The organism is Aeromonas sanarellii (assembly GCF_000820085.1).
GTDB classification, from domain to species: Bacteria; Pseudomonadota; Gammaproteobacteria; order Enterobacterales; family Aeromonadaceae; genus Aeromonas; species Aeromonas sanarellii.
The window spans coordinates 1-24,409 of the sequence record NZ_CDBN01000074.1 but is presented as its reverse complement, the minus strand read 5'-3'; the positions used below and the strand labels follow the sequence as shown (position 1 = coordinate 24,409).

The 24,409-nt window shown below is 64.3% G+C and carries 26 protein-coding genes; 14 read left to right on the top strand and 12 right to left on the bottom strand.

The window, feature by feature from the left end; genetic code table 11:
- Positions 1-3 precede the first annotated feature (3 nt).
- Genes BN1132_RS14165 through BN1132_RS14155 form a run of 3 tightly spaced genes read right to left on the bottom strand, consistent with a single transcriptional unit; the run spans position 4 to position 2,675 of the window.
- Positions 4-477: a DUF494 family protein gene (locus tag BN1132_RS14165; RefSeq protein ID WP_042078376.1), complete on the bottom strand. Its 474-nt coding sequence runs from the start codon at positions 475-477 to the stop codon at positions 4-6.
- Positions 470-1,585 (bottom strand): DNA-processing protein DprA, encoded by a 1,116-nt coding sequence (dprA, locus tag BN1132_RS14160; protein WP_042078374.1) that lies wholly within the window; start codon positions 1,583-1,585, stop codon positions 470-472. Before dprA ends, BN1132_RS14165 begins: the two co-directional genes overlap by 8 nt.
- Before the next feature lies 1 nt (position 1,586).
- On the bottom strand, positions 1,587-2,675 hold the full coding sequence (locus tag BN1132_RS14155; protein WP_042078372.1) for a LysM peptidoglycan-binding domain-containing protein: 1,089 nt from the start codon (positions 2,673-2,675) through the stop codon (positions 1,587-1,589).
- Between the two features lie 108 nt (positions 2,676-2,783).
- Between BN1132_RS14155 and def the strand changes: the two genes are divergently transcribed.
- The 5 genes from def to BN1132_RS14130 all read left to right on the top strand — a co-directional run bounded on the left by def (position 2,784) and on the right by BN1132_RS14130 (position 8,595).
- Entirely contained in the window at positions 2,784-3,296 is a 513-nt protein-coding gene (def, locus tag BN1132_RS14150) for a peptide deformylase (RefSeq protein ID WP_042078370.1), read from the top strand.
- Positions 3,297-3,308: 12 nt separating this feature from the next.
- Entirely contained in the window at positions 3,309-4,253 is a 945-nt protein-coding gene (fmt, locus tag BN1132_RS14145; protein WP_042078369.1) for a methionyl-tRNA formyltransferase, read from the top strand.
- Positions 4,254-4,313: 60 nt separating this feature from the next.
- Entirely contained in the window at positions 4,314-5,606 is a 1,293-nt protein-coding gene (rsmB, locus tag BN1132_RS14140) for a 16S rRNA (cytosine(967)-C(5))-methyltransferase RsmB (RefSeq protein WP_042078367.1), read from the top strand.
- 76 nt (positions 5,607-5,682) lie between these two features.
- Positions 5,683-7,059 (top strand): Trk system potassium transporter TrkA, encoded by a 1,377-nt coding sequence (trkA, locus tag BN1132_RS14135; protein WP_042078365.1) that lies wholly within the window; start codon positions 5,683-5,685, stop codon positions 7,057-7,059.
- 93 nt (positions 7,060-7,152) lie between these two features.
- Positions 7,153-8,595 carry a TrkH family potassium uptake protein gene (locus BN1132_RS14130; RefSeq protein ID WP_042078364.1) on the top strand — a complete coding sequence of 481 codons (1,443 nt, stop codon included), beginning with the start codon at positions 7,153-7,155 and terminating at the stop codon, positions 8,593-8,595.
- 78 nt (positions 8,596-8,673) lie between these two features.
- On the opposite strand, the gene rmuC is transcribed toward BN1132_RS14130, so the two are convergent.
- Together rmuC and BN1132_RS14120 are read right to left on the bottom strand one after the other, a co-directional pair.
- On the bottom strand, positions 8,674-10,005 hold the full coding sequence (gene rmuC / locus BN1132_RS14125; RefSeq protein WP_042078363.1) for a DNA recombination protein RmuC: 1,332 nt from the start codon (positions 10,003-10,005) through the stop codon (positions 8,674-8,676).
- Positions 10,006-10,039: 34 nt separating this feature from the next.
- Positions 10,040-10,255, bottom strand: a complete 216-nt coding sequence (locus BN1132_RS14120; protein WP_042078362.1) for a hypothetical protein — start codon at positions 10,253-10,255, stop codon at positions 10,040-10,042.
- Between the two features lie 137 nt (positions 10,256-10,392).
- Between BN1132_RS14120 and BN1132_RS14115 the strand changes: the two genes are divergently transcribed.
- A complete protein-coding gene (locus tag BN1132_RS14115; protein ID WP_042078361.1) occupies positions 10,393-10,905 on the top strand; it encodes a ferredoxin-type protein NapF in 513 nt (170 codons plus the stop codon).
- Between the two features lie 64 nt (positions 10,906-10,969).
- Here the strand turns inward: BN1132_RS14115 and BN1132_RS14110 are convergent, their stop codons facing one another.
- The 6 genes from BN1132_RS14110 to aptA form a co-directional block, all read right to left on the bottom strand.
- A complete protein-coding gene (locus BN1132_RS14110; RefSeq protein WP_042078360.1) occupies positions 10,970-11,422 on the bottom strand; it encodes an Rrf2 family transcriptional regulator in 453 nt (150 codons plus the stop codon).
- A gap of 287 nt (positions 11,423-11,709) precedes the next feature.
- Positions 11,710-12,549 carry a PfkB family carbohydrate kinase gene (locus BN1132_RS14105; RefSeq protein ID WP_042078359.1) on the bottom strand — a complete coding sequence of 280 codons (840 nt, stop codon included), beginning with the start codon at positions 12,547-12,549 and terminating at the stop codon, positions 11,710-11,712.
- Between the two features lie 59 nt (positions 12,550-12,608).
- Entirely contained in the window at positions 12,609-13,580 is a 972-nt protein-coding gene (locus BN1132_RS14100) for a LysR substrate-binding domain-containing protein (RefSeq protein WP_042078357.1), read from the bottom strand.
- Between the two features lie 153 nt (positions 13,581-13,733).
- Positions 13,734-14,462: a glutamine amidotransferase-related protein gene (locus BN1132_RS14095; protein WP_042078356.1), complete on the bottom strand. Its 729-nt coding sequence runs from the start codon at positions 14,460-14,462 to the stop codon at positions 13,734-13,736.
- An 83-nt stretch (positions 14,463-14,545) separates the two neighbouring features.
- Positions 14,546-16,042: a CoA-acylating methylmalonate-semialdehyde dehydrogenase gene (locus tag BN1132_RS14090; RefSeq protein ID WP_042078355.1), complete on the bottom strand. Its 1,497-nt coding sequence runs from the start codon at positions 16,040-16,042 to the stop codon at positions 14,546-14,548.
- A gap of 94 nt (positions 16,043-16,136) precedes the next feature.
- Positions 16,137-17,465, bottom strand: coding sequence for an omega-aminotransferase AptA (gene aptA, locus BN1132_RS14085; protein ID WP_042078352.1), 1,329 nt, complete (start codon positions 17,463-17,465; stop codon positions 16,137-16,139).
- 171 nt (positions 17,466-17,636) lie between these two features.
- Here aptA and BN1132_RS14080 point away from each other — a divergent pair, with 171 nt between their 5' ends.
- From BN1132_RS14080 to BN1132_RS20020, 8 genes are all read left to right on the top strand, one after another.
- Positions 17,637-18,179, top strand: coding sequence for a cupin domain-containing protein (locus BN1132_RS14080; RefSeq protein WP_010672493.1), 543 nt, complete (start codon positions 17,637-17,639; stop codon positions 18,177-18,179).
- Positions 18,180-18,363: 184 nt separating this feature from the next.
- Complete coding sequence (locus BN1132_RS14075) at positions 18,364-19,860, top strand: aldehyde dehydrogenase (protein WP_042078351.1); 1,497 nt, start codon at positions 18,364-18,366, stop codon at positions 19,858-19,860.
- A gap of 124 nt (positions 19,861-19,984) precedes the next feature.
- The gene (locus BN1132_RS20125) at positions 19,985-20,158 is read left to right on the top strand and encodes a hypothetical protein (RefSeq protein WP_167335716.1); all 174 of its coding nucleotides are present in this window, start codon (positions 19,985-19,987) and stop codon (positions 20,156-20,158) included.
- Positions 20,159-20,280: 122 nt separating this feature from the next.
- Positions 20,281-21,174: an EamA family transporter RarD gene (rarD, locus tag BN1132_RS14070; RefSeq protein ID WP_042078349.1), complete on the top strand. Its 894-nt coding sequence runs from the start codon at positions 20,281-20,283 to the stop codon at positions 21,172-21,174.
- A 40-nt stretch (positions 21,175-21,214) separates the two neighbouring features.
- Positions 21,215-22,018 (top strand): AraC family transcriptional regulator, encoded by an 804-nt coding sequence (locus tag BN1132_RS14065; RefSeq protein WP_042078347.1) that lies wholly within the window; start codon positions 21,215-21,217, stop codon positions 22,016-22,018.
- A gap of 84 nt (positions 22,019-22,102) precedes the next feature.
- Positions 22,103-22,744, top strand: coding sequence for a LysE family translocator (locus BN1132_RS14060; protein WP_042078345.1), 642 nt, complete (start codon positions 22,103-22,105; stop codon positions 22,742-22,744).
- Positions 22,745-23,072: 328 nt separating this feature from the next.
- On the top strand, positions 23,073-23,495 hold the full coding sequence (locus BN1132_RS14055) for a hypothetical protein (RefSeq protein ID WP_042078344.1): 423 nt from the start codon (positions 23,073-23,075) through the stop codon (positions 23,493-23,495).
- Between the two features lie 17 nt (positions 23,496-23,512).
- Positions 23,513-23,677: a hypothetical protein gene (locus BN1132_RS20020; protein ID WP_157005439.1), complete on the top strand. Its 165-nt coding sequence runs from the start codon at positions 23,513-23,515 to the stop codon at positions 23,675-23,677.
- A 47-nt stretch (positions 23,678-23,724) separates the two neighbouring features.
- On the opposite strand, the gene BN1132_RS14050 is transcribed toward BN1132_RS20020, so the two are convergent.
- Positions 23,725-24,393: a chromophore lyase CpcT/CpeT gene (locus BN1132_RS14050; RefSeq protein WP_084202944.1), complete on the bottom strand. Its 669-nt coding sequence runs from the start codon at positions 24,391-24,393 to the stop codon at positions 23,725-23,727.
- Positions 24,394-24,409: the final 16 nt, after the last annotated feature.

Below are 24,409 nucleotides of genomic sequence, written 5' to 3'. Positions count from 1 at the left end.
CTGTCAGTGAATGACACCGTCTGACTCGTCAAACACCAGCTCTTCCATCTGCTGGTAGGCGTTCTCGCTGCCCGGCACGTTGAACAGCACCATCATGACGACCCACTTGAGATCATCCAGCTCGATGTCCGGCTTGTCCAGCTCAAGCAACCGCTCGATGCAGATTTCGCGGGTTTCGGCGTTCAACACTTGCGCCTGTTCCAGGAACAGCAGGAAACCGCGGCATTCGGTGCTGAGGCGTGCCAGCTCTTGCGGGGCGTAGATCCGCATCGAGCCCTGTGCACTGGAGGTGACATATACCTCCCGTTCGCTGTCGTGCAGATTGGCCAGCCGCTCCAGCCAGTCGAGCGCCTTCTCGATTTCGTCCTGATTGAAACCGGCCCGGCTCAGTTCGTCGGTGAGTTCATCCTGCTCGACCATCACATCTGCATCGCTGTGGATGTAGGTCTCGAAAAGGTACATCAATACATCAAACATGATTCGCCCTCCTCGTTCTGACGTATCCACCGGCTACCGCCATCACTGCACCGAGCAGCTCCAGTTCGACCAACCTGCCCAATACGACATCGACAGGAAGCTGGGCCCGTTCGGCAACGGCATCCACGCTCGTGGCTTCGTAACCTACGTTATCCAACAAATCGGCATAAGGCAATTCGCTATTATGCAATGGCTCGGAAGAAGGTCCCATCGACCCCATGGACGGCAGGAGAGCCGGCAGCTCCTCAAGAACATCCGCGGCATTCAGGACCAGCTTGGCACCCTGCTGGAGCAGACGGTTGCATCCCGCCGCCTGCATATTTTGCGGAGCACCCGGCACGGCAAAGACCTCTCGCCCCTGTTCAAGGGCGTAGCGGGCCGTGATGAGCGAGCCGCTTTGCTCGGCCGCCTCCACCACCAAGGTACCCAGCGACAGGCCGCTGATGATGCGATTGCGACGGGGGAAATGCTCGGCCAGCGGCCCCTGGTCAGGCGCCAGCTCGGACACGAGCAAACCGCCCTGCTCAAGGATCTGCATCGCCAGCCCGTGGTGGCGCTTGGGGTAAAGACAATCCAGGCCGGCCCCCAGCACCGCCAGGGTCACCCCACCCGATGCCAGCGCCTGCTGGTGACAGATGCCATCGATGCCCAGCGCCAAACCCGAGGTGATCGCCAGGCCGCAACCCACCAGTTCGGCACATAGGCGTGCCGCATTGTCCTTGCCGGCATAGGTGGGGTGGCGTGTGCCCACCATCGCCAGCTGTGGCAGGGAGAGGGAGGCGATATCCCCGCGACAGTAGAGCAATAGCGGGGCGGCGGGGATCTCTTTGAGCAGGGCAGGATAGGCGGGGTCATCGAGACAGAGGAGGTGATTGCCGGGCTTGGTGGCCCAGCTCAGCCCCTGATCCACAAGCGGCAGGGGCCATCTCATCTGCTGGATTTGGGCGCTCTGCAGACCAAGGGATCGCAGGGTGCCGTCGTCTGAGTCAAACAGAGCTGTAATGTCCCCACCAAAATGGGCCAGCAGGCGGGCGGCGGTCACCGGGCCGATACCGGCCACGGCCTCCAGCGTCAACCACCGCGACAGCCGTTCGAGTGGGAGTGGCACGTCAGAAGTTGCTGACCTGATAACCAGAGCCGACCAAGTCCTGACTCTGCAGGATCAAGCCATAGCTCAGCTTGTCGTACACCTTGAACAGCATGACCCTGGCAACGGCCTCGGCAGGCAGGGAAGACTTGCCCGCGGAGTAAAAGGCCTTGTCATAGACAGATGCATATTCCCGATACGACACCTTGCCATTCTTGTCCACCATCTCGGCCCCAGGACGCTGGATCTCGAGCACATCGCCTGGCGTCACCTGATCGCGCTGCCCCTTGTTGATGAGCACGACGTCAAACTTGCCGCCACCGTGTACCTTGCTCGGCAACTCGATCACATACCCGGGCGAAATGGCGGGTGCCGCCTTTGGCATGAAGACGGCGGACAGGCTCTCCTGGGAGGGCAGCGGCATCACCTTGTCGCCCTGATAGACTTCACGGCGGTTGTGGGTGAGGGTGACCCTGGTACTGTCATTGGCAAGACGTTCCTCCGCCCGCACAGTGCCGACAAAGATCGCCTCCTGACCGAGCTGCTCGCCGGTGTGCCTGTCCTTGTACACCAGCCCGGGGCGATAGATGCCATAACTCTTGCCCGGATCCAGCGCCCCCTTCACATAGAGGATGCCTCCTTCCAGCATGCCGATGTGCTTGTCGTTGTTGCCAAGCACATAGGGCAGATCCTTGCTCTGCTGGCTGTTGGCCAGAATGTGATCGGTCTGCAGGAAAGGGGCTATCTCGCTGAGTGGCAGGGTCGGGATCGGATTGGCCTTGTTCTCATAGCGGTTCTTGGGCGAGAGGCGGATCACCTGTTTGCCACCCTGGCTGGCCTTGCCGAGTCGTGGTTCACCATTGACCCAGCTGAGGTGCAGCACGTCACCGGGGTAAATCCAGTGCGGGTTGGCAATCTGGGGATTGATGTTCCAGAGGCGCGGCCAGAGCCAGGGTTCGGCCAGATACTGACCCGATATATCCCAGAGGGTATCGCCCTTCTGTACCACATAGCTCTCGGGATAGCCGGATTTCAGCGTCAACTGCTGTGCCATGGCACCACCGGCCAGGGCTGTCGCCAGGCAGGCGACGACGATTTGCTTCAGATACATAACACTCCCTGTTACTTCTGCACGCAAAGTGTTGCTGTTTTTTGTCGGCGTAAATGACTAGAATTACGTCAATATTGACTGCGTTTATATGAAACTAAAGAAAAAATTATGGCCATTCTAGATGTATTGCGTTTCCCCGATGAGCGTCTGCGCACAGTCGCGGCCCCTGTCGAGGCCTTTACACCCGAGTTACAACACATTGTAGATGATATGTTCGAAACCATGTACGCGGAGGAAGGCATAGGCCTGGCCGCGACCCAGGTCGACATTCATCAGCGCATCATCGTCATCGATGTCTCCGAAAACCGTGAAGATCAGCTGGTGTTGATCAACCCGGAGATCCTGGAGCAGTCCGGCAGCACCGGCATCGAGGAGGGTTGCCTCTCCGTGCCCGGCAATCGGGCCCTGGTGCCACGCGCCGAATGGGTCAAGGTCAGGGCACAGGATCGCCACGGCAACACCTTCGAGCTGGAAGCGGACGATCTGCTCGCCATCTGCATACAGCATGAGATGGATCATCTGGTCGGCAAGCTGTTTGTGGATTACTTGTCCCCGCTCAAGCGCCAGCGCATTCGTCAGAAGCTGGAAAAGATGGCCCGTGAAGATCGCAAAGTCCTCTGAGGATCCGCTCCATTGAACAAGCTGAAACTGATTTTTGCCGGTACCCCCGACTTCGCCGCCCGTCACCTGGCGGCGTTGTTGTCTTCCGGCCACGAAGTCGTCGCCGTTTACACCCAGCCCGACAAGCCTGCCGGCCGCGGCCAGAAGCTCACCGCCAGCCCGGTCAAGGAGCTGGCACTGGCCCACAGTCTTCCGGTCTATCAGCCCGCCTCCCTGCGCAATGAAGCGGCGCAGGCCGAACTGGCTGCCCTCGGCGCCGACCTGATGGTGGTGGTGGCCTATGGCCTGATCCTGCCCAAGGCCGTGCTCGACACCCCGCGTCTGGGCTGCATCAACGTGCACGGCTCCCTGCTGCCGCGCTGGCGCGGTGCCGCTCCCATCCAGCGCTCCATCTGGGCAGGGGATGCCGAAACCGGCGTCACCATCATGCAGATGGACGTGGGGCTGGATACCGGCGCCATGATCCGCAAGGTAAGCTGCCCCATCGCGGCCGACGAGACTTCTGCCAGCCTGTACGACAAGCTGGCCGGGCTGGGCCCGCAGGCACTGGTCGACACCCTGGACGCCATGGCCGCCGGCGACACCGTCGCGGAGCCACAGGACGACGCCCTGGCCAACTACGCCGAGAAGCTCTCCAAGGAGGAGGCGCGCATCGACTGGTCCATGGAGGCTGCCGCCATTGAGCGCTGCATCCGCGCCTTCAACCCCTGGCCCATCAGCTGGTTCGAGGTCGCCGGCCAGACCGTCAAGGTGTGGCAGGCCGAGGTCGTTCCCCAGGCACACGGCCAGGCAGCCGGTACCCTGCTCAAGGCCGACAAGCAGGGGATCGAGGTTGCCACCGGCCAGGGCGTACTACGCCTGCTGACCCTGCAGCCTCCGGGTAAGAAGGCCATGTCCGTCTCGGATCTGCTCAACTCTCGCCGCGACTGGTTCGAACCCGGCACCCAACTGATTTGATCTGGATTGAATTGACACAGGCGGGGCCCAGGCCCCGACTCGTGCATCTAAGGTAACGCTATGAAAACACGCGCACAGGCTGCTCTCGTCATTCAACAGGTGCTGGATCAGGGTCAATCCCTCTCCGCCGTTCTGCCTGCTGCCCAGGAGAAGGTCGCGCCGCGCGATCGCGCCCTCCTGCAAGAACTCTGTTACGGCACCCTGCGCTGGCTGCCCCGTCTCGACGCGGCGGTGAGCGAGATGATGGACAAGCCGCTCAAGAACAAGAGCCGCATCTTCCACTACCTCATCCTGGTCGGCCTCTACCAGCTCATCTACACCCGCATTCCGGCCCACGCCGCCGTGGCCGAGACCGTCAACGCCGTCAAGCTGCTCAAGGGGTCGTCTCTGCGCGGCCTCATCAACGGCGTGCTGCGCAACTTCCAGCGCAGCGCCGAGGTCATTCTGGTGCGCATCGACCGCGTCCCCAGCATCCGCCTTGGCCACCCCGAGTGGCTCACCAAGCGGCTGCGCCAAGCCTATCCCGATGACTGGGAGTTCATCATGGAGGCCAACAACCAGCGCCCGCCCATGTGGATCCGCAACAACGGCCAGCGCCAGAGCCGCGAGGCCATGCTGGCCCGCATGAGCGAGGCGGGCATACCGGCCGTCGCCGGCGAGGAGGGGGAGGATGGCATCCTGCTGGAACGCCCCTGCGACGTCACCAAGCTGCCAGGTTTCGAGCAGGGTGACTGCTCGGTGCAGGACGGTGCCGCCCAGCAGGCTGCCCGCCTGCTCGACCCCCAGCCGGGCGAGTGGGTGCTGGATGCCTGCGCCGCCCCCGGCGGCAAGACGGCCCACCTGCTGGAACGCCAGCCCGCCCTGGCCGGCGTGGTGGCGGTCGACGCCGACGAGCAGCGCCTCAAGCGGGTGCAGGAGAACCTGGATCGCATCGGCCTCAGTGCCCAGGTGATCCACGGTGACGCCAGCACGCCGGAACTGTGGTGGCCAGAGGGGCAGTTCGACCGCATCCTGCTGGACGCCCCCTGTTCCGCCACCGGCGTCATCCGCCGTCACCCCGACATCAAGTGGCTGCGCCGGGATCAGGACATCCGCGAGCTGGCCGAACTGCAGCGCCGTATCCTCAATGCCCTCTGGGGCAAGCTCAAGAACGGTGGCACCCTGCTCTACGCCACCTGCTCCGTGCTGCCGGAGGAGAACCGGGAGCAGATCCGCGCCTTCCTGGCCGACACTCCGGATGCCCGCCTGGTGCCGCTGCATCCAGAGGACACCCCGGCCTGTCCGGGTCGCCAGTTCCTGCCCGGCGAAGGGGAGATGGATGGCTTCTACTATGCCAAGCTGAGCAAGCTGTAGGTCGCATATCGGCACGGCGGATACGGATAACGAGCCGCCCTCATTTCGAAGCAACAACCTTGGGTAAGATGTCCTCATGAAAATCATCATTCTGGGCGCAGGTCAGGTGGGTGGCACCCTGGCGGAAAACCTCGCCGGCGAGAACAACGACATCACCATAGTCGACACCGACAGCGAGCGACTGCGGGAGCTGCAGGACAAGTTCGACCTGCGGGTGGTGAACGGTCACGGCGCTCACCCCAGGGTGCTGCGGGAGGCGGGCGCCCAGGATGCGGACATGCTGGTCGCCGTCACCAACAGCGACGAGACCAACATGGTCGCCTGCCAGGTGGCCTACTCCCTGTTCAACACCCCGAACAAGGTGGCGCGGATCCGCTCCCCCGCCTATCTGGTGGAACGGGATCGGCTGTTCCTGCCGGAATCCGTGCCGGTGGACCACCTGATCGCCCCCGAACAGCTGGTCACCGACTATGTGCGCCGTCTCATCGAGTACCCGGGCGCCTTGCAGGTGGTGGACTTCGCCGGCGGCAAGGTGGGTCTGGTGGCGGTCAAGGCCTACTATGGCGGCCCCCTGGTGGGCAACGCACTCTCCACCCTGCGGGATCACATGCCGAACATCGAGACCCGGGTCGCCGCCATCTTCCGTCAGGGCCGCTCCATCCGTCCCCAGGGCACCACCATCATCGAGGCCGATGACGAGGTGTTCTTCGTGGCGGCGGCGGGCCACATCCGCGCCGTGATGTCGGAGCTGCAGCGCCTCGAGAGCCCCTATCGCCGCATCATGATCGTCGGGGGCGGCAACATAGGTGCCGGTCTCGCCCGCCAGCTGGAGAAGCGCTACAGCGTGAAGCTTATCGAGCGCAACCAGAAGCGGGCGGAGCAGCTCTCGGAGAACCTGGAACACACCATCGTCTTCTGCGGCGATGCGGCGGACCAGGAGCTGCTCGCCGAAGAGCACATCGACCAGATCGACGTCTTCATCGCGGTGACCAACGAGGACGAGGCCAACATCATGTCGGCCCTGCTCGCCAAGAAGATGGGCGCCAAGAAGACCATGGTGCTGATCCAGCGCGGCGCCTACGTGGATCTGGTGCAGGGCGGCTCCATCGACATCGCCATCTCGCCCCAGCAGGCCACCATCTCGGCCCTGCTGACCCATGTGCGCCGGGCCGACATCGCCAACGTCTACAGCCTGCGCCGGGGTGCGGCCGAGGCCATCGAGGCCATCGCCCATGGCGACGAGAACACGTCCAAGGTGGTCGGCAAGACGGTGGGCGAGCTCAAGCTGCCGCCGGGCACCACGATCGGCGCCATAGTGCGGGGGGATGAGGTGCTGATCGCTCACGATCGCACCCGGATCCAGCAGGATGACCACGTGGTCATGTTCCTGGTGGACAAGAAATACATCCCGGAAGTGGAGCGTCTGTTCCAGCCCAGCCCCTTCTTCCTGTAAGCCGGCCATGTCTCAGGCAACGGCATCCAGACCCGGCCCCTTTCCGCAGGAAAGGCCCGGGTCTTTTTTCAATCAACGACCAGGTTATCTCGCATGATCAAGCTGCGTCCCATCGTCTTCACTCTGGGTCTGGTGCTCTCCAAGCTGGCCCTCTTCATGTGGCTGCCTACCCTGCTGGCCCTGCTGACCGGCTCGGAAGGCTTCGTCGAGTTTCTCAAATCCGTGCTCATCACCCACGGCGCCGCCCTGCTCTGCCTGCACCATGGGCGCAAGGCCGAGTTTCACCTCGGGGTGCGGGAGATGTTCCTGCTCACCACCTCGGTCTGGGTGGTGGCCTGCGTCTTCGGGGCGCTGCCCTTCGTCTTCATCACCCACATCGACTTTGCCGACGCCTACTTCGAGACCATGTCCGGGGTCACCACCACGGGCTCCACCGTGCTGTCGGGGCTGGACGGCATGGCCCACAGCATACTGCTGTGGCGATCCATCCTGCAGTGGCTGGGCGGGGTGGGCTTCATCGTGATGGCGGTGGCGGTACTGCCCTACCTCAACGTCGGCGGCATGAAGCTGTTCCAGACCGAGAGTTCGGACTGGTCCGACAAGAGCGCGCCGCGGGCCAAGACGGTGGCCAACAACATAGTGGTGGTCTATCTGGTGCTCTCCATGCTCTGCTTCCTCGCCTACTGGGTGAGCGGCATGACCCTGTTCGAGGCGGTCAACCACGCCATGACCACGCTCAGCACCGGCGGCTACTCCACCTCGGACCAATCCATGTCCCACTTCTCCAACGAGGCGCACTGGATAGGCACCCTCTTCATGTTCCTCGGCGGCCTGCCCTTCCTGCTCTACGTGCAGGCCCTCTCCCGCCGTGACAATAGCCTGCTCAAGGACGCCCAGGTTCAGGGCTTCTTCTGGCTCGTGGTCTGGGTGACCGTCGTCGTCACCTTCTATCTGTGGGCCAGGGATATTTACGGCTTTATGGATGCGCTGCGGATCAGCAGCTTCAACATCGTCTCCGTATTGACCACGACCGGCTATGGTCTCGGCGATTTCGGCACCTGGGGGCCGCTCACCAGCATCCTCTTCATGATTCTGCTGGCCCTCGGCGCCTGCTCGGGTTCCACCGCCGGCGGTCTCAAGATCTTCCGGGTGCAGGTCGCCTTCGCCCTGTTCAAGAAGCAGATGCGCCAGCTGATGCATCCCTCCGGCGTCTTCCCCCAGAAGTACAACGGCCGCCCGGTCAACGACGCCATCATCCGCTCCCTGATCTCCTTCGTGCTGGTCTACTTCGCCATCATACTGCTCATCGCCGCCCTGCTCGCCGCCATCGGGCTGGATCCCCTGACCGCTATCTCGGGCTCCATCACCGCCGTGGCCAACGTGGGCCCCGGCATGGGCCCTGTCATCGGCCCCAGCACCAACTTCGCCAGCCTGCCGGACTCGGCCAAGTGGATACTGTCGTTCGGCATGCTGCTGGGGCGGCTCGAGATCCTGACGGTGGCGGTGCTCTTCTTCCCCTCGTTCTGGAAGCAATGAACCCGCGACGCGCAACAGACGTGAGAAGGGCAGCCAATGGCTGCCCTTCTCATTTCATGAGGTGGATAAGACACCGCCTCAGTCGGCCGACTCTTCCCGCTGTAGCGCCCGATCGACCAGGGATTCCGGCAGGGGCTTGGTGACCTCCACCCCCAGCTCGCGGAAGCGCTCCGCCTGGGCGATCAGGTTGCCGCGACCGTTGACCAGCCGGCCCATCGCCTTGTCGTAGCTCTCCTGCGCCTTGTGCAGGCTGCCCCCCATCTGCTGCATCTCCTCCACGAACAGCCGCAGCTTCTCATAGAGACGGCCGGCCCGTTCCGCTATCTGGCGCGAGTTCTGGTTCTGCCGCTCGTAGCGCCACAGGTTCTCTATGGTGCGCAGCGCCACCATCAGGTTGGTGGGGCTCACCAGCAGGATGTTGTGATCCAGCCCGTAGCGCACCAGGGAGGGATCGGCCTCCAGGGCGGTGAGGAAGGCAGGCTCCACCGCCACGAACATCAGCACATAGTCCAGGGTGCGCACCCCGGGCAGCTGCTGGTAATCCTTGCGCCCCAGCTCGCGGATGTGGTTGCGCACCGAGGCAACGTGCTCCTTGAGCGCCACCGCCCTCTCCAGCTCGTCGCCCGCGTTGTACCAGCGCTCGTAGGCGGTCAGGGACACCTTGGCGTCGATGATGATGTCCTTCTCCTGGGGCAGGTGGACGATGACGTCGGGCTGGTAGCGCCTGCCCTTGTCCACCTCGATATTCACCTGGGTGTGGTACTCGTGGCCCTCCCGCAGGCCGCACTCGGAGAGGATGCGAGCCAGCACCACCTCGCCCCAGTTGCCCTGCTGCTTGCTGTCCCCCTTGAGGGCGCGGGTCAGGGCCGCGGCTTCTTCCGTCATGCGGGCGTTGAGCTCGGCGAGGCGCTCCAGCTCGAACTTGAGGTTGTGGCGCTGGGCCGTCTCCTGGGCGTGGGTCTCCCCCACCTGGCGGCGGAACCCCTCGAGCTGCTCCTTGAGCGGAGTCAGCAGGAGATCCATGCTGTTCTGGTTCAGTTCGCGGAAGTTGCCGGCATTCTGCTCGAAGATACGGTTGGCCAGATTTTCGAACTGCTGGCTCAGCCGCGCCTCCGCCTCCTGCTGCAGCTGCAGCTTCTCGGCGCTGGCGAGGCGCTCGCTGCGCAGGGTCGCCTCGGCCTCCTTGAGGCGGGCGGTGAGCTTGAGCAGCAGGGTCTGCTGCTGGTCCAGCTTCTGCTGGATCAGCATCTTCTCGTCCTGGGATTCGTCCAGCCTGTCCTGCAGCATCTGATGGCGCTCCTCCAGCAGCAGGACCTCTTCCCGGCCACTGCGGCGCCCCGCCAGCCAGCCGAGCAACAGGGCCAGCAGCGCCGCCAGCACGGCCGGCCACCAGGTCTGCAGCGAGCTCATCGGCGGTACCCTGGCTGCAGGCCGAGTGCGGGCATCATCGGCGCCCCCGCTGGCGCAGGAAGAGTTCGAGATAGCGGTTGAGCAACAGCCAGAGCAGCACGTAGAGCAGGTAGGCCGCCAGCACCACCCACTTGTGGCTGTTGACCCCGGTATCGAGTTCGCTGAACTCGATACCCTTGAGATGGCAGTAGGCCCACATCAGCAGGGGGAAGACATAGAGCAGAGAAGCACGCCACAGAAATAGCCACATGAGTTCATTCAATCCCGCAAAAAGACCCGCCTAGCTTACACAAGGGCAACCCGGCTTGCGATCCTGCCCCACGCTATTCTCTGGCTTGCCCAACGAAAACTCGATAAAATTAACCCCTAATAGGTATAGGGGTGAGCATGACTCATTTTTTCTGTCGCTGGCTGGCACACGCATTGGGGGGCCCCCGCAAACCGGACGTGGTTTGCCATGAGGCCCGCCCGCCCTGGGCCATCGAAGAGTCCCAGTTCCTCACCCTTTGCAACCGCTGTGGCGACTGCTTCAAGGCCTGCCCCAACGGCCTGCTCAAACCCGCCGATCGGCCCGACTATGCCGGCACCCCAGTCGCAGGCACCCCAGTGCTGGATCTCGCCTGCGGCCAGTGCAGCTACTGTGGCAGCTGTGCCAGGGCCTGCCCCACGGGGGCGCTGGACCTGCGCCTCGGCCGCCAGGTGCAGACCCGGGTCCGGATAGAGGCGAGCTGCCAGGCCCGTCAGGGCTTCTACTGCCTGCTGTGCGAGGACGCCTGCCCCCAGCAGGCGATCAAGGTCGGCAGCGAGGGGGTGAGCGTCAACATGGCCGCCTGCGACGGCTGTGGCGCCTGCGGCCTCGCCTGCCTGCACGGCGCCATCACCCTGATCCCCCAGCACTGATCCCCGCAGGACCGCCGCCCCAGAAAAGACTCGGGGGCCCGAAGGCCCCCGATCCGCCGTGGCCCTAGGCCATGGTCAGGATATTCTCCTGCTCGATGCCAAGCAGGTGGCACAGGCGGGTGGGATCCCGCACCGCATCCGCCAGGGTGTACTCCCCCAGCACCTCGAGGAAGGCATTCATGGCGCGGCGCAGAATGCCCTGGATGCGGCAACCGCCGGAGAGGCGGCAGTTCTCGCGCTTGCAGTCCACCGGGCAGAGCACGTGCTCCATGTCCATCACCACGTCCCGCAGGTTGATGGAGACGGCGGCACGGCCGAGGCGGATGCCGCCATGCTTGCCACGCACCGTCTCTATGTACCCCTTGATGCCGAGCTGATGCACTATCTTGACCACGTGGTTGCGGGAGATGGCGAAGGTGTCCGCCACCTCGGTGATGGTCGACAGGCGATCACCGGGCTGGATGGCCAGAAAGGTCAGGGTACGCAGGGCATAGTCGGTAAATCGTGTGAGTTGCATGGTCGCACTTGCCTCTTACTACAAGCCAGAAATCAGGACGACAGCCGGTGGCCAAAGAGGGGGAACTGCACGTGCACCCGCACAGGTGTTGCTTCTTTGACCGAGTCGTGGAGTGACAAGGTTAAGAGCAGCCCGGGCGGGTGTCGACGAAGATGTACATAAATCGACACTTTCTTTGATTGATCGCAAACTTGCAGGCTCACCCCGGGGTTTCGGCCATTTCTGGCGGCCAAGTCGCCCTGTTCGGGATGGCCGGTCCCTCCCGGATGGCCGGGGTCGTCAGCCCCTCAGTGGGGATGCTTCAGCCAGTTTTTCAGGGCCTGGGAGGGGATGGAGCTCTCGGAGGCCACCGCGAAGGCACCCCAGTCCACCGCGCACTGCAACGCATCCCCCATCGCCATGCCCCGCGCCAGCCCGTGAATGAGGCCGCCGGCGAAGGCATCCCCCGCCCCCGTGGTGTCCACCACCGAGACCGGTCGCGCCGCCACCCTGACCCGCTCCTCGCCGTGGATGGCCAGGGCCCCCGCCTTGCCTTCGGTCAGCACCAGCCATTCCAGCTGCTCCCCCGCAAGCTGGCGGGCATGCTGCCAGGGGTCGTCCACCTCGGCGAGATCGGAGCGGGAGGCCACCAGCACGTGACAGGGGCGGCGGGCCTGCCCGCCCTTGGGATACTGGGCCACCACGAAGCTCTTGGCGAGCATCTGGCGCATGTAGCCGATGATGGCGGTGCCGGGGTAGTTCACGTAGAGGCAGTCCACCCCCTCGGTCGGCAGATCCCCGGGCAGATCCGGACGGCGTGGCCGCCGGAGTATGGTGCGCTCACCGGTGGCGTCCACCAGCACCAGCAGCTCGCCGGTCTCGCCGCCAAAGCGTTCCACATGGCTGCAATCCAGGCCGTATGAGGCCGCCTGCTCCAGCAGCCAGTCGCCGGTCTCGTCCAGCCCGACCCGGGAGGCAATGATAACCTCGTGCCCCGCCCACACCAGGCCGATGCCGGTGTTGGCGGCGCCACCGCCGAGCCTGCGGCCCTGATCCACGTATTGCAGCCGCGCCCCCGCCACCAGGGGTTCGGCCAGGGAAAGCACGTGATCACAGTTGAGATTGGCGAGCAGCAGGATGCGGGACATGGGAACCTCGGCGGGAGGAGGCCGGCACCCGGGGTGCCGGCACAGAGACGGAAGCGGGATCAGTAGACGGGCAGCTCCACCCCGGCCAGCAGCTCGTCGATGCGCGCCTGGGTCGGCTGCTGCATCACGTTCTGGATCATCTCCTTGGTGAGGTGGGGGGAGAAGGAGCTGATGAAGTCATACATGTAGTTCTGCAGGAGGATGCTCTTGCTGAAGCAGATCTGGGCCGGGCAGGGCTCGAACAGGTGCTCCAGGTTGATGGCCACGAGGCCGGGGGCATCGTGGTCGTTGGCCACCAGCGACGAGATGATGCCGATGCCGAAGCCCAGCTCCACGTAGCGCTTGATGACGCCGGCATCCATCACCGTCATGTAGTAGTTGGGGGTGAGGCCGGCGGCCTGGAACACCCTGTCCTGCACCTGGCGCCCGGTGGCGCCGCTCTCGTAGCTCAGGATGGGGTACTGGCAGAGCTGCTCCAGGGTCGGCTTCTTCACCTTGGCCAGGGGGTGATCCTGGGGCACCACCAGGGAGAGGGTCCAGAGGTAGGCGGGCAGCGCGATCAGCTCCTTGTCGAAGCCTATCTCGTGGGCCACGATGGAAAAATCCGAGTATCCCTTGCTGATCTGCTCCTTGGTGGCCGACATCACGGGATGCAGGTGGAACGAGATCTTGGGGTACTTCTTGGTGAAGTAGGTGACGCTTTTCGGCAGCAGGTAGCGCGCTATGGTGTGGGTGGTGTGGATGTTGAGGGTCCCCACGGTCGGATCCAAGTATTCCCGGGAGATGGCCTTGATCTTGCTCTCGATGTTGAGCATGGCCTCGGCACACTTGATGATCTCCTCCCCCACCGGGGTGATGCGGTGCAGGTGCTTGCCGCGGCGCTCGAAGATGCGCACCCCCAGCTCGCTCTCCAGCAAGCCGATCTGCTTGCTCACCCCAGGCTGACTGGTATAGAGCGCATCGGAGGCGACGGAGACGTTGAGATTGTGGTCCCGCACCGCGATCAGATACTTCAACTGCTGTAGTTTCAAGGTTGCACCCTCACAGGCTGGCGCGGCTGTCGTGCATGGACAAGGCCGCCAAAGATGGCGGCCAGTGTATCATCCGAACTGGGCATATCGCCGCTTGATCCTTCATTTTGCTACAAAATCTAGCATCAGCGCGGTGGATATGACAAACGGAGCTCAGCCTTGTGCGGCCCCGACCGGCAGTATGCCGAGGAACTGCAGCAGCCACTGCATCATGGTGGCGGAGTCCACCTCCCCCTCCAGGGAGGCGAGGCTGCTCTGGTAGTGCGCATCGGGCAATCTATCCCGTCGCCGCTCGATCAGGGCCCGGTTGTACTCCACCGAAAACTCAGGGTGGCCCTGGATGGCAACGATGTGATCCCCCTGCAGGAACATGAAGTTCGGGCAGAAGTCGTTGCCCGCCAGCAGGGTCGCCCCCGGCGGCAGCTGCTCCACCTGATCCTGGTGGCTTGCCAGGATCCGGATGGTGTCCAGCCCGGGTGCCATCCAGGGTTTCGTCGTCTGCATGGCATGGACCGACACCCCCAGCCCCCACCCCTTGGTGGACTTCATCACCTCCCCTCCCAGGGCCTGGGCGATCACCTGGTGGCCGAAGCAGACCCCGGCCAGCTTGACATTGGCGTCGTGGGCCCGGCGGATCCAGTCGCGCAGCGCCACTATCCAGGGGATGTCGCTGTAGGCATCGTGGCGCGAGCCGGTGATGAGCCAGGCATCGCATTCGGTCAGATCCGGGGGCAGATCGCCGTCGAGGGCGGACCAGACCCGAAATTCCAGCTCGGGGGCCAGCGCCCGGAAACCCTTGATAAACATCTCGGAGTAAACGGGACCAAAATCCCCCACCAAATCGGGGTCCAGCCGGTCACAATCGAGAATACCCAGTCGCATCTGTTACTCCTTGACAGAAGCGCCCCCGCAGACCGGCGGCCTGCGGGGGCAAGAGAATAAGGCCATGGCAGCGAGCCGGCGGCTCACTTCATGGTCGGCATGGAGAACTCGGCGCCGGCGCGCAGGCTCTGGGGCCAGCGGGCGGTCACCGTCTTCATCCGGGTGTAGAAACGCACCCCGTCCGGCCCGTGCATGTTGAGCGGCCCGAAGATGGACCGCTTCCAGCCACCGAAGCTGTGAAACGCCATGGGCACCGGAATGGGTACGTTCACCCCTACCATACCGACCTGAACCCGCGTGGTGAAGTCCCTTGCGGTATCGCCGTCACCGGTGAAGATGGCGGTGCCGTTGCCGTACTCGTGTTCGTTGATGAGCTTGAGCGCCGTCTCGTAGTCCGGCGCCCGCACGATGGCGAGCACCGGGCCGAAGATCTCCTCCCGGTAGATGCGCATCTCGGGGCCGACCCGATCGAACAGGCTGCCTCCGATAAAGTAGCCTTCCCCATGGCTGACACCGCGACCATCCACCACCAGCTCGGCCCCCTCGGCCACCCCCTGATCCACGTAGCCGCGCACCTTGGCCAGGTGCTCCCGGCTGATGAGGGGCCCCATCTCGTTCTCCGGACTCTGGCCCAGGCCAGGGCCGACCCGCAGGGCCGCCACCAGGGGCGAGAGTTTCGCGACCAGGGCGTCGGCGGTCTGCTCCCCCACCACCACGGCCACCGAGATCGCCATGCAGCGCTCGCCGGCCGCACCATAGGCGGCCCCCATCAGGGCGGAAACCGCCTGATCCAGATTCGCATCCGGCATCACCACCATGTGGTTCTTGGCGCCGCCCAGGGCCTGCACCCGCTTGCCGTGGGCCGAGGCGGTGGCATAGATGTACTGGGCGATGGGGGTGGAGCCGACAAACGACACGGCGCCGACCCGGGGGTCGGTCAGCAGCACGTCCACCACCTCCTTGTCGCCGTTGACCACGTTCAGCACCCCGTCCGGCAGGCCCGCCTGCTTGAGCAGCTCGGCCATGCGCAGGGCCAGCGACGGATCCTTCTCGGACGGCTTGAGGATGAAGCTGTTGCCGCAGGCCAGCGCCACCGGGAACATCCAGAGCGGCACCATGGCCGGGAAGTTGAACGGCGTGATGCCGGCGCAGACCCCCACCGGCTGCATCATGGAGTGACTGTCGACCCCGCGGCCCACGTTGAGGGAGTGATCCCCCTTGAGCAGATGGGGAATGCCGCAGGCAAACTCCACCACCTCCAGCCCCCGGGTCAGCTCCCCCTGGGCATCGGAGAAGACCTTGCCGTGCTCGCGGCTGATGAGCTGGGCCAGCTCGTCCCTGTGCTGCTCCATCAGCTCCTTGAAGCGAAACAGCACCCGGGCCCGCACCAGGGGCGGGGTCTGGGACCAGTCTGCAAAGGCGCGCTCGGCGCAGGCAATCGCCTCGGCACACTCATCGGCGGTGCTGAGAACGACGGAGCCCTGCTGCTGGCCGGTGGCCGGATTGAAGATGGCGCCGAAACGCTCGCTGCGACTCTCGGTCGTCTCGCCGTCGATGAAGTTGTCGATCCTGTAACTCATAAATCCTCCGTGATGGGTCATCCGCCCTCGCCGCGCCGGGGGCGGCACAGGGAGATGGCGCCCGGGGCGGGCGCCATCCTGCGTGATAAAGGGGTCAGTCCTGGGCCTGCAGGGCGTCCTGCAGCAGGGTGAAGAGATCGTCGATCTGGCTGCGCTCTATGATGAGGGGGGGCGACAGGGCGATGATGTCGCCGGTCACCCGGATAAGCGCCCCCTTCTCGAAGCAGCGCACGAACACCTCGTAGGCCCGCTTGCCCGGCGCATCGGGCATGGATTCCAGCTCGATGCCCGCCACCAGGCCGTAGTTGCGCACATCCTTCACGTGCTTGCAGCCCTTGAGGGAATGGGCAGCCTCCTCCCAGTAGCCCGCCAGATCGGCGCCCCGGGTCAGCAGGTTTTCGCTGCGGTAGATCTCCAGGGTCGCCAGACCCGCAGCAGCCGCCACCGGGTGACCCGAGTAGGTGTAGCCGTGGAACAGCTCGATGGCCCCCTTGCCCGCCGCCATCATGTCGTCATAGATATGGTTTTGCACCAGCACGGCCCCCATGGGGATGGCGCCGTTGGTGAGCCCCTTGGCGCAGGTGATCATGTCGGGGATGACGTCGAACTCCTGGGCGGCGAAGGGGGAGCCGAGGCGGCCGAAACCGGTGATCACCTCGTCAAAAATCAGCAGGATGCCGTGTTTGGTACAGATCTCCCGCAGCCGCTTGAGATAGCCCTTGGGGGGCATGATGACCCCGGTGCTGCCGGCGATGGGCTCGACGATGACCGCCGCGATGTTGCTGGCGTCGTGCAGGAAGACGATCTTCTCCAGTTCATCGGCCAGGGTGAGGTCTTCTGCTGGCAATCCCTTGGTGAACGCATTTTTCCCTATGTTGAGGGTGTGGGGCAGATGATCCACCCCGGTCAGCAGGGAGCCGAACCACTTGCGGTTGCCGGGAATGCCCCCCACCGAGATGCCGCCAAAACCCACCCCGTGGTAGCCGCGCTCGCGGCCGATGAGCCGGGTACGGGTCCCCTGACCGCGGGCCCGCTGCCAGGCCAGGGCAATCTTGAGCGCGGTGTCCACGGACTCCGATCCGGAGTTGGTATAGAAGACGTGACCGAATCCCTTGGGGGCGATCTCCACCAGCTGGTTGGCCAGCTCGAACGGCAGGGGGTGGCCCATCTGGAACGTGGGGGCAAAATCGAGGTGGGAGATCTGCTGGGAGACCGCCTCGGCGATCTCGCGCCGACCATGGCCTGCGTTGCAACACCAGAGTCCGGCAGTGCCATCCAGTATCTTGCGGCCATCCTCTGAGTGATAATACATCCCCTCTGCCGACTTCAGGATGCGCGGCGCCGCCTTGAACTGCTGGTTGGCGGTGAACGGCATCCAGAATGCGGACATGTCGGGGGTATTGATGTCGCTGACAGGTTTCATGGTCACCTCATCCTTAAGGCGTTTAGTAACACCCGGCTCATGCCTATTAAATTAAACACCTAAATCCATAAAAAAGGGCTTTTATCGCCCGGCTTGGTGTCACCCCTCAGGGGTGGTATAAGATATTTAACACAATTTTAATAATAGTAAACAGTCAAGGAGTGTCTATCGATGGATATCGGTCACCGCCTCAAGGCGGTTCGCACCAAGGCGGCTCTCTCCCAGCGCGAGCTGGCAAAACGCTCCGGTGTGACCAACGGCTTTATCTCCCAGATCGAGAAAAATCAGGTGAGCCCCTCGGTGGCCTCTCTGCGCAAGGTGCTGGAAGGCATCCCCATGTCATTGGCCAGCTTCTTCACCGACGAGACGGAGATGGATTCCGAGGTGATCTTCCGTGCGGACGACATGCCGGATCTCGGCACCCACCCCATCAGTTACCGTCTGGTGGGTCACAGCCGCGCCAACCGCGCCATCGGCATGATGCAGGAGATACTGCCCCCGGGCGCCGACACCGGTGACGACATGCTGAGTCACGAAGGGGAAGAGTGCGGCATCGTCATCCGGGGTCAGGTGGAGGTCACCGTGGGCGAGCAGGTTCACCTGCTGGCACCGGGGGACGGCTACTACTTCGACAGCCGCACCCCCCACCGTTTTCGCAACGTGGGGGATCAGGAGTGCGTGCTGATCTCCGCCAACACCCCCGCCAGCTTCTGACACTCGGCGGACCAGGGGATTATGCCAATCCCGACTTGGGCGCCCCGGCCAGTTTCCGGGAGCCGCCGAGGTGATCAGAGGAGCAAGGTGTTTAATGAATTGTTACAAGATGGATTTACAACCGGCAGGATGTTTAGCATATTGATACGCGGAGACTGACTTTCTGCCGGTTCAAGGAGTGAACATGAGTGACCTGACCCTGGCCCAGTGGCAACACAAGGCCGCCCATCTGACCCTGCCCTCGCAAGCCTTTATCGACGGCAGCTACCGGGACGCCGTCAACGGCGCCACCTTCGACTGCATCAACCCGGCCAACGGCAAGCTGCTGACTCGGGTCGCCTCCTGCGACGCCGCCGACGCCGAGCTGGCGGTGCAAGCCGCCCGCGCCGCCTTCGACGACAAGCGCTGGTGCGGCCTCTCCCCCAAGCAGCGCAAGCTCATCATGCAGCGCTTCGCCGAGCTGATGCGGCTCAACCAGGTGGAGCTGGCACTGCTGGAATCCCTGGACATGGGCAAGCCCATCGGCGACGCCATGGGCTATGACGCCCCCGCCGCGGCCAACTGCATCGCCTGGAACGCCGAGGCCATCGACAAGATCTACGATCAGGTCGCCCCGGTGGAGGAGTCCGCCCTGGCCCTGGTGACCCGCGAGCCCCTCGGCGTCGTGGCCGCCATCGTCCCCTGGAACTTCCCCCTGGTGATGGCCTGCTGGAAGCTGGGTCCGGCGCTCGCCACCGGCAACTCGGTGATCCTCAAGCCCTCCGAGAAGTCCCCCCTCACCGCCCTGCGCATCGCGGGTCTGGCGAAGGAGGCGGGCATCCCGGACGGCGTCTTCAACGTGCTGCCGGGCTTCGGCCATACGGTGGGCGAGGCGCTCGCCATGCACATGGACGTGGACTGCATCACCTTCACCGGCTCCACCCGCATCGGCAAGCACCTGGTACAGTGCTCCGGGAAATCCAATCTGAAACGCGCCTTTATGGAGTGCGGCGGCAAGAGCCCCAACATCATACTGGCGGACGCGCCGGATCTGGATGCCGCCGCCAGAAGCGCCGTCGGCGCCATCTTCTACAACCAGGGGGAAGTGTGCACCGCCGCCTCCCGCCTGCTGGTGCAGAACAGCATCAAGCCGCAGTTCATGGAGCGGCTGCTGGCCCACGCCCGCGAATGGATCTCGTCCAACCCCCTCGATCCCGCCACCCGCATCGGCGCCATGGTGGACAGCATCCAGATGGAGCAGGTGCTGAACTACATCACCATAGGCCAGCAGGAGGGGGCCAGGCTGCTGCTGGGGGGCAAGCGCACCCGGATCGAGAGCGGCGGCTACTACATCGAGCCCACCATCTTTGACGAGGTGACGCCCCAGATGCGGATCTTCCGCGAGGAGATCTTCGGCCCCGTGCTGGCGGTGACCGGCTTCGACACCCTGGACGAGGCCATCGCCCTTGGCAACGACACCGACTACGGCCTGGCCGCCGCGATCTGGACGGCGGATCTCAACAAGGCGGTCAAGGGCTCCCGCGCCCTGCGCGCCGGCACCGTCTTCGTCAACAACTGGGACGGGGGCGACATGACCATGCCGTTCGGCGGCTTCAAGCAGTCCGGCAACGGCCGCGACAAGTCCCTGCATGCCCTGGAGAAGTATACCGAGCTGAAAAGCACCTGGATCCAGCTCGATTAGCATCGAATATGACGAGATCCGGCGACAAAGGGGGAGAAATCCTCCTTTTTCATTTTTACCCTTTCATCGCGGGCCCTAATCGATATAATCGTCAAATAGCAAGCCGTTCAATTTAAAGATAAAAATGCTGTTTTTTCTGGGAAGTGTACTGTTTCTGGTGGTGGGACTGCCGCTCCTGTTCTTCGTGCTGGGTCAGGGTGAAGCCTATGTGACCTGGGGGCCCTGGATCTCCGCCATCGCCCTGATGCTGTGGCTGTTGATGGACGTGGACAAGATCCGCCGCGGGGGCGGTCGCTGACCCTGTTTCTGCTGTCAAAATCCCCTCAGACCCATTTATTGACTTCTTTCCCCCCAAAAGGATGGCTACACTGCACTTTTGCGATGTTTCCCTACATCCGCTCTCCAGTGAAGGTTATCCGCATGCAACAACAGATCCAGCGCCAGGGCGTCCTCTATGCCCTCGGCGCCTATACCCTTTGGGGCCTGGCTCCCATCTACTTCAAGACGCTCTCCGCCGTGCCGGCCGCCGAGATCCTGACCCACCGCATGATCTGGTCCTGCGCCCTGCTGATGGTGCTGGTCCTGCTCGGCCGCCAGTGGCACAAGGTGCAGGCGGTGCTGCGCCAGCCGAGGGTGCTGCTCACCCTGGCCTTCACCTCGGTCACCGTCGGCGGCAACTGGCTGCTGTTCATCTGGGCCATCAACAACGGCCACATGCTGGATGCGAGCCTGGGCTACTACATCAACCCCCTGTTCAACGTGCTGCTCGGCATGCTGTTCCTGAGCGAGCAGCTGCGCCGGTTGCAGTGGTGGGCGGTCGGGCTCGCCGTCATCGGTGTCGCCATCCAGCTCATCGCCTTCGGCTCCCTGCCCTGGATAGCCCTGGTGCTGGCCTCGAGCTTCGCCATCTATGGCCTCATTCGCAAGAAGCTGGCCCTGGACGCGCTGACCGGCCTGCTCATCGAGACCCTGATCATGCTGCCGCCGGCCGCCTTCTATCTGTGGGGCATCGCCGACAGCCCCACCAGCCACCTCACGCAAAACGACTGGCACCTGAACCTGCTGCTCGTCGCCGCCGGTGCCGTCACCACGGCGCCCCTGCTCTGCTTCACTGCGGCGGCCACCCGGCTCAAGCTCTCCACCCTGGGCTTCTTCCAGTACATAGGCCCCAGCCTGATGTTCATCCTGGCGGTGACCCTGTACGGGGAGGCGCTGGCGCTGGACAAGATGATCACCTTCGGCTGCATCTGGAGCGCCCTGGTGCTGTTCAGCCTGGACGGGCTGCGCAACGGCAGGCAGAAGCCGGCGCAATAATCTACAAGCCAGGGATCGGGTTTTGGGGTATCAATAGGCCATGAGCGCACCCCAATCCCGCATCCACTACTGGCAATCCCGGCTGCTGCCGGGGGTCGAACTCTCCCACTCCCACCACAGGGAGTTCAGCTACGGCCGCCACGTGCACCTGGACTACCACATCGGTCTGGTGCAGCGGGGCGGCCAGAAGTTCATCCACAAGGGCAACAGCCACCACCTGGTGCGCGGCGAGCTCTCCACCGTCAACCCGGACGAGATGCACGACGGCCTCAGCCTGCTGCCGGAAGGGTACGAGGTGCGGGTCTTCGCCATCGCGCCGGAGCAGCTGGCCCGCTGGCTGCCGGAGCACCCGGAGCCCTTCTTCGACAAGGGGTTGCAGAGTCGCCCCGACCTCTATCAGGGCTTTGCCCGGCTGCACATGTATCTGGATCAACCAAAGCCGGACGGTCTGCTGGCGGAGAGCCAGCTGCTAGCCCTGCTCGGCGAACTGTTCCGGCTAGCCCCCGAGCGCCACGCCCTGGCGGATCCCCAGCTCAGATACCTGCGCGACCATCTGCTGGCCCGGCTGGACGAGCGCCACAGCCTGGAGGATCTCGCCGCCCTGTTCGGGCTAGATCGCTTCGCCTTCCTGCGCCAGTTCAAGAAGAAGACCGGCATGACCCCCTACGCCTGGCTCAAGCGACTGCGTCTGGAACAGGGCAAGCGCCTGCTCGGTGGCGGCCTGCCGGTGAGCGAGGTGGCGCTGACGGTCGGCTTCTTCGATCAGAGCCACTTCCACCACGGTTTTCGCCAGGCCTTCGGGCTCACCCCGGCGGAGTATCGCCAGCAGATGCAGCCGACCTGAGGAGTCACGCCTGCAATCTTTTACAATCCGGCGACCCCCGTCCTGCCCCATGCTGTCACCTCCATACCGCTATCCGAGGTCTTTATGTTTACCAGCCTGTTTCTGACCCTGGGGCTCGTCCATCTCGTCGCCCTGGCGAGCCCGGGCCCGGATTTCGCACTCATCCTGCGCACCAGCCTGCATCGCCCCACCGCCCTCGGGGCGGCGCTCGGCATCGCGCTCGCCATCCTGCTCCACGCCACCCTGAGCCTGACCGGCATCAGCCTGCTGATCGCAAGCCAGCCCTGGCTGTTCCTCGCGGTGAAACTGGTGGGGGCCCTCTATCTGGTGTGGCTCGGCTGGGGGGCGCTGAAGGCGGCCTGGCAGGGGGCGGGAGATCTGGCGCTGCAGGCAGGCAACGAGCGACAGGGCTGGCGCAAGGGGGTGAGACGGGGGCTGGCCACCAATCTGCTCAACCCCAAGGCGCTGCTGTTCTTCATGGGACTGCTGGCGGCCATGGTGACGCCCCAGGTAGACGGCCTGACCCGGGGCCTGCTGATCCTGGAGCTGTTCCTGCTCTCCCTCCTCTGGTTCGGCGCCCTGGCCTGGAGCCTCTCCACCGCCCGGGCCCAGCGCCTGCTCGGCCGCATCCAGCGCCCCCTCAACCTGGTCACCGGCCTGCTGTTCGGTGCTGTCAGCCTCTCCATTCTTGTCGAACTGGCCGCCGGGGCGAGCGTCCATGCCTGAGGCATAAAACACGGCGCACCGGCAATTTCGGCGGCGGCAACCCTCCCCACTTCACCGTACTGGTGATCCTCGTTGCCCTGCGCCACTCCACCGTGGTGGCCCTGCAAGGCCGGGTCTGGAGGTTGATGGCCCTTTGCGGTAGCCGGATAGGTATCCGCCTGCGGCCGCAGTTCAGGCTCTGACGGGGTTGAGGGCACGCTGCCCATCGACAGCCTCATCGTGACACCGGGAGGCGACCCACCGGGGATGAGCCCATACTGGTAGTGCGCCTGGCGGCACCATTCTCGACCCGTGACGACGGCCAGGGCGCTGACCGGAGAGAGTCCCCATGAAGCTTGCTCACCCCCTGATGGCCTCGCTCGCCATCCTGACCGCCATTCAGATCGCGGTCGTGGCGCCGCTCCCGGCCCAGGCCAAGACGGCGCCCCCCTCACCCGCCACCGCGGTCACTGCCCAGCAATTTGCCAACGGCAACGACTGGCAGCGGGCCACGCCCCAGATGCGGCAGGCCTTCCTGTTCGGCATGGCCAACCTGCTCTCGGTGGCCGTCGACTGGGATGATCGCCACGTGCCTGCGGATCAGCAGACCTTCTCGCGCCGGGCCCGTGTCGGGCTCGCCGATGTCTCTCTCGGGGAGGTGGCCGCCCGTATCGATCGCTGGTATGGCGCCAACCCGGACAGGCTCGATACCCCTGTCATCGTGGTGATGTGGGATCAAGTGGCCAAACCCAGGCTGCAACAGGGCCGCTGAGCCCATCGGAGGAACTGATGAAGAGAGCCCTTGCCCCCATACTACTCGCCCTCGCTCTCTCTGGGCTGGCGGGTTGCTCCACCGTCGCTGGCGGCATGATTGGCGCCGGTGTTGGCAGTCTCAGCGGCAATACCACCTCTGGCATGCTGATCGGCGCCGGTATCGGCACCATGATCGACTAGGCCGGGCCTGGGTCGGATGGACAAGAAAAAGGGGCCAGTCGGCCCCGTCACTCCCCGCGCTGCGCCCCCTTGCGCAGATAGACATAACCCTCCCCCGGGCTGCCCCAGCGCTGGCGGGCGCCGTTGTCATAGGCCCGGTCCAGCAGCCTGACGCTGTCCGGCCCGATCCAGAGGTACTGCACCAGGGTGGTGGCGCCGCCAAAGTCGGTGGCACAGTGACCGACCTGGGTGTGCCCCCTGTAGTCTCCCCCTGGCTGGCGGGTCAGCCAGATCTCGCACCCCTCGCGCAGGGAGAGCTGTTGCGGGGTGAGGGAGTCGAGCAGCTCGGGCTGACGCCAGGCACCGGCGAAATCCGTGGCCCTCGGCATGGTCAGTTCCGCCATCAGGATGCGGCCATCGGGCATCGGGGAGAAACGGTAGATGCGCTGGCGGAACGGACGCTCCGCCCGCTCGGTCAGGAACTGCTCGGCATAGACCCAGCGAAAGCCCTGATAACCGGGCCAGATCTCCACCAGTCGCAGCTCGGCGCTGGTGAACCTCGCGTCATGACTGGCCTGTTCCTGACTGGAAAATTCGCCGGCAAACCAGGAGAGCAGCGGCTCCATCCTGACCTGTGTGGTGGGGGGACTGGCCGGGGTGGCCAAGAGGGGGGCGGGGGCCGCCCAGCCCAGGCAGCCATAAAACAGGCCAAGCAGGACCACCATCAGCTTCGTCATCGAATCCTTCCGAGTC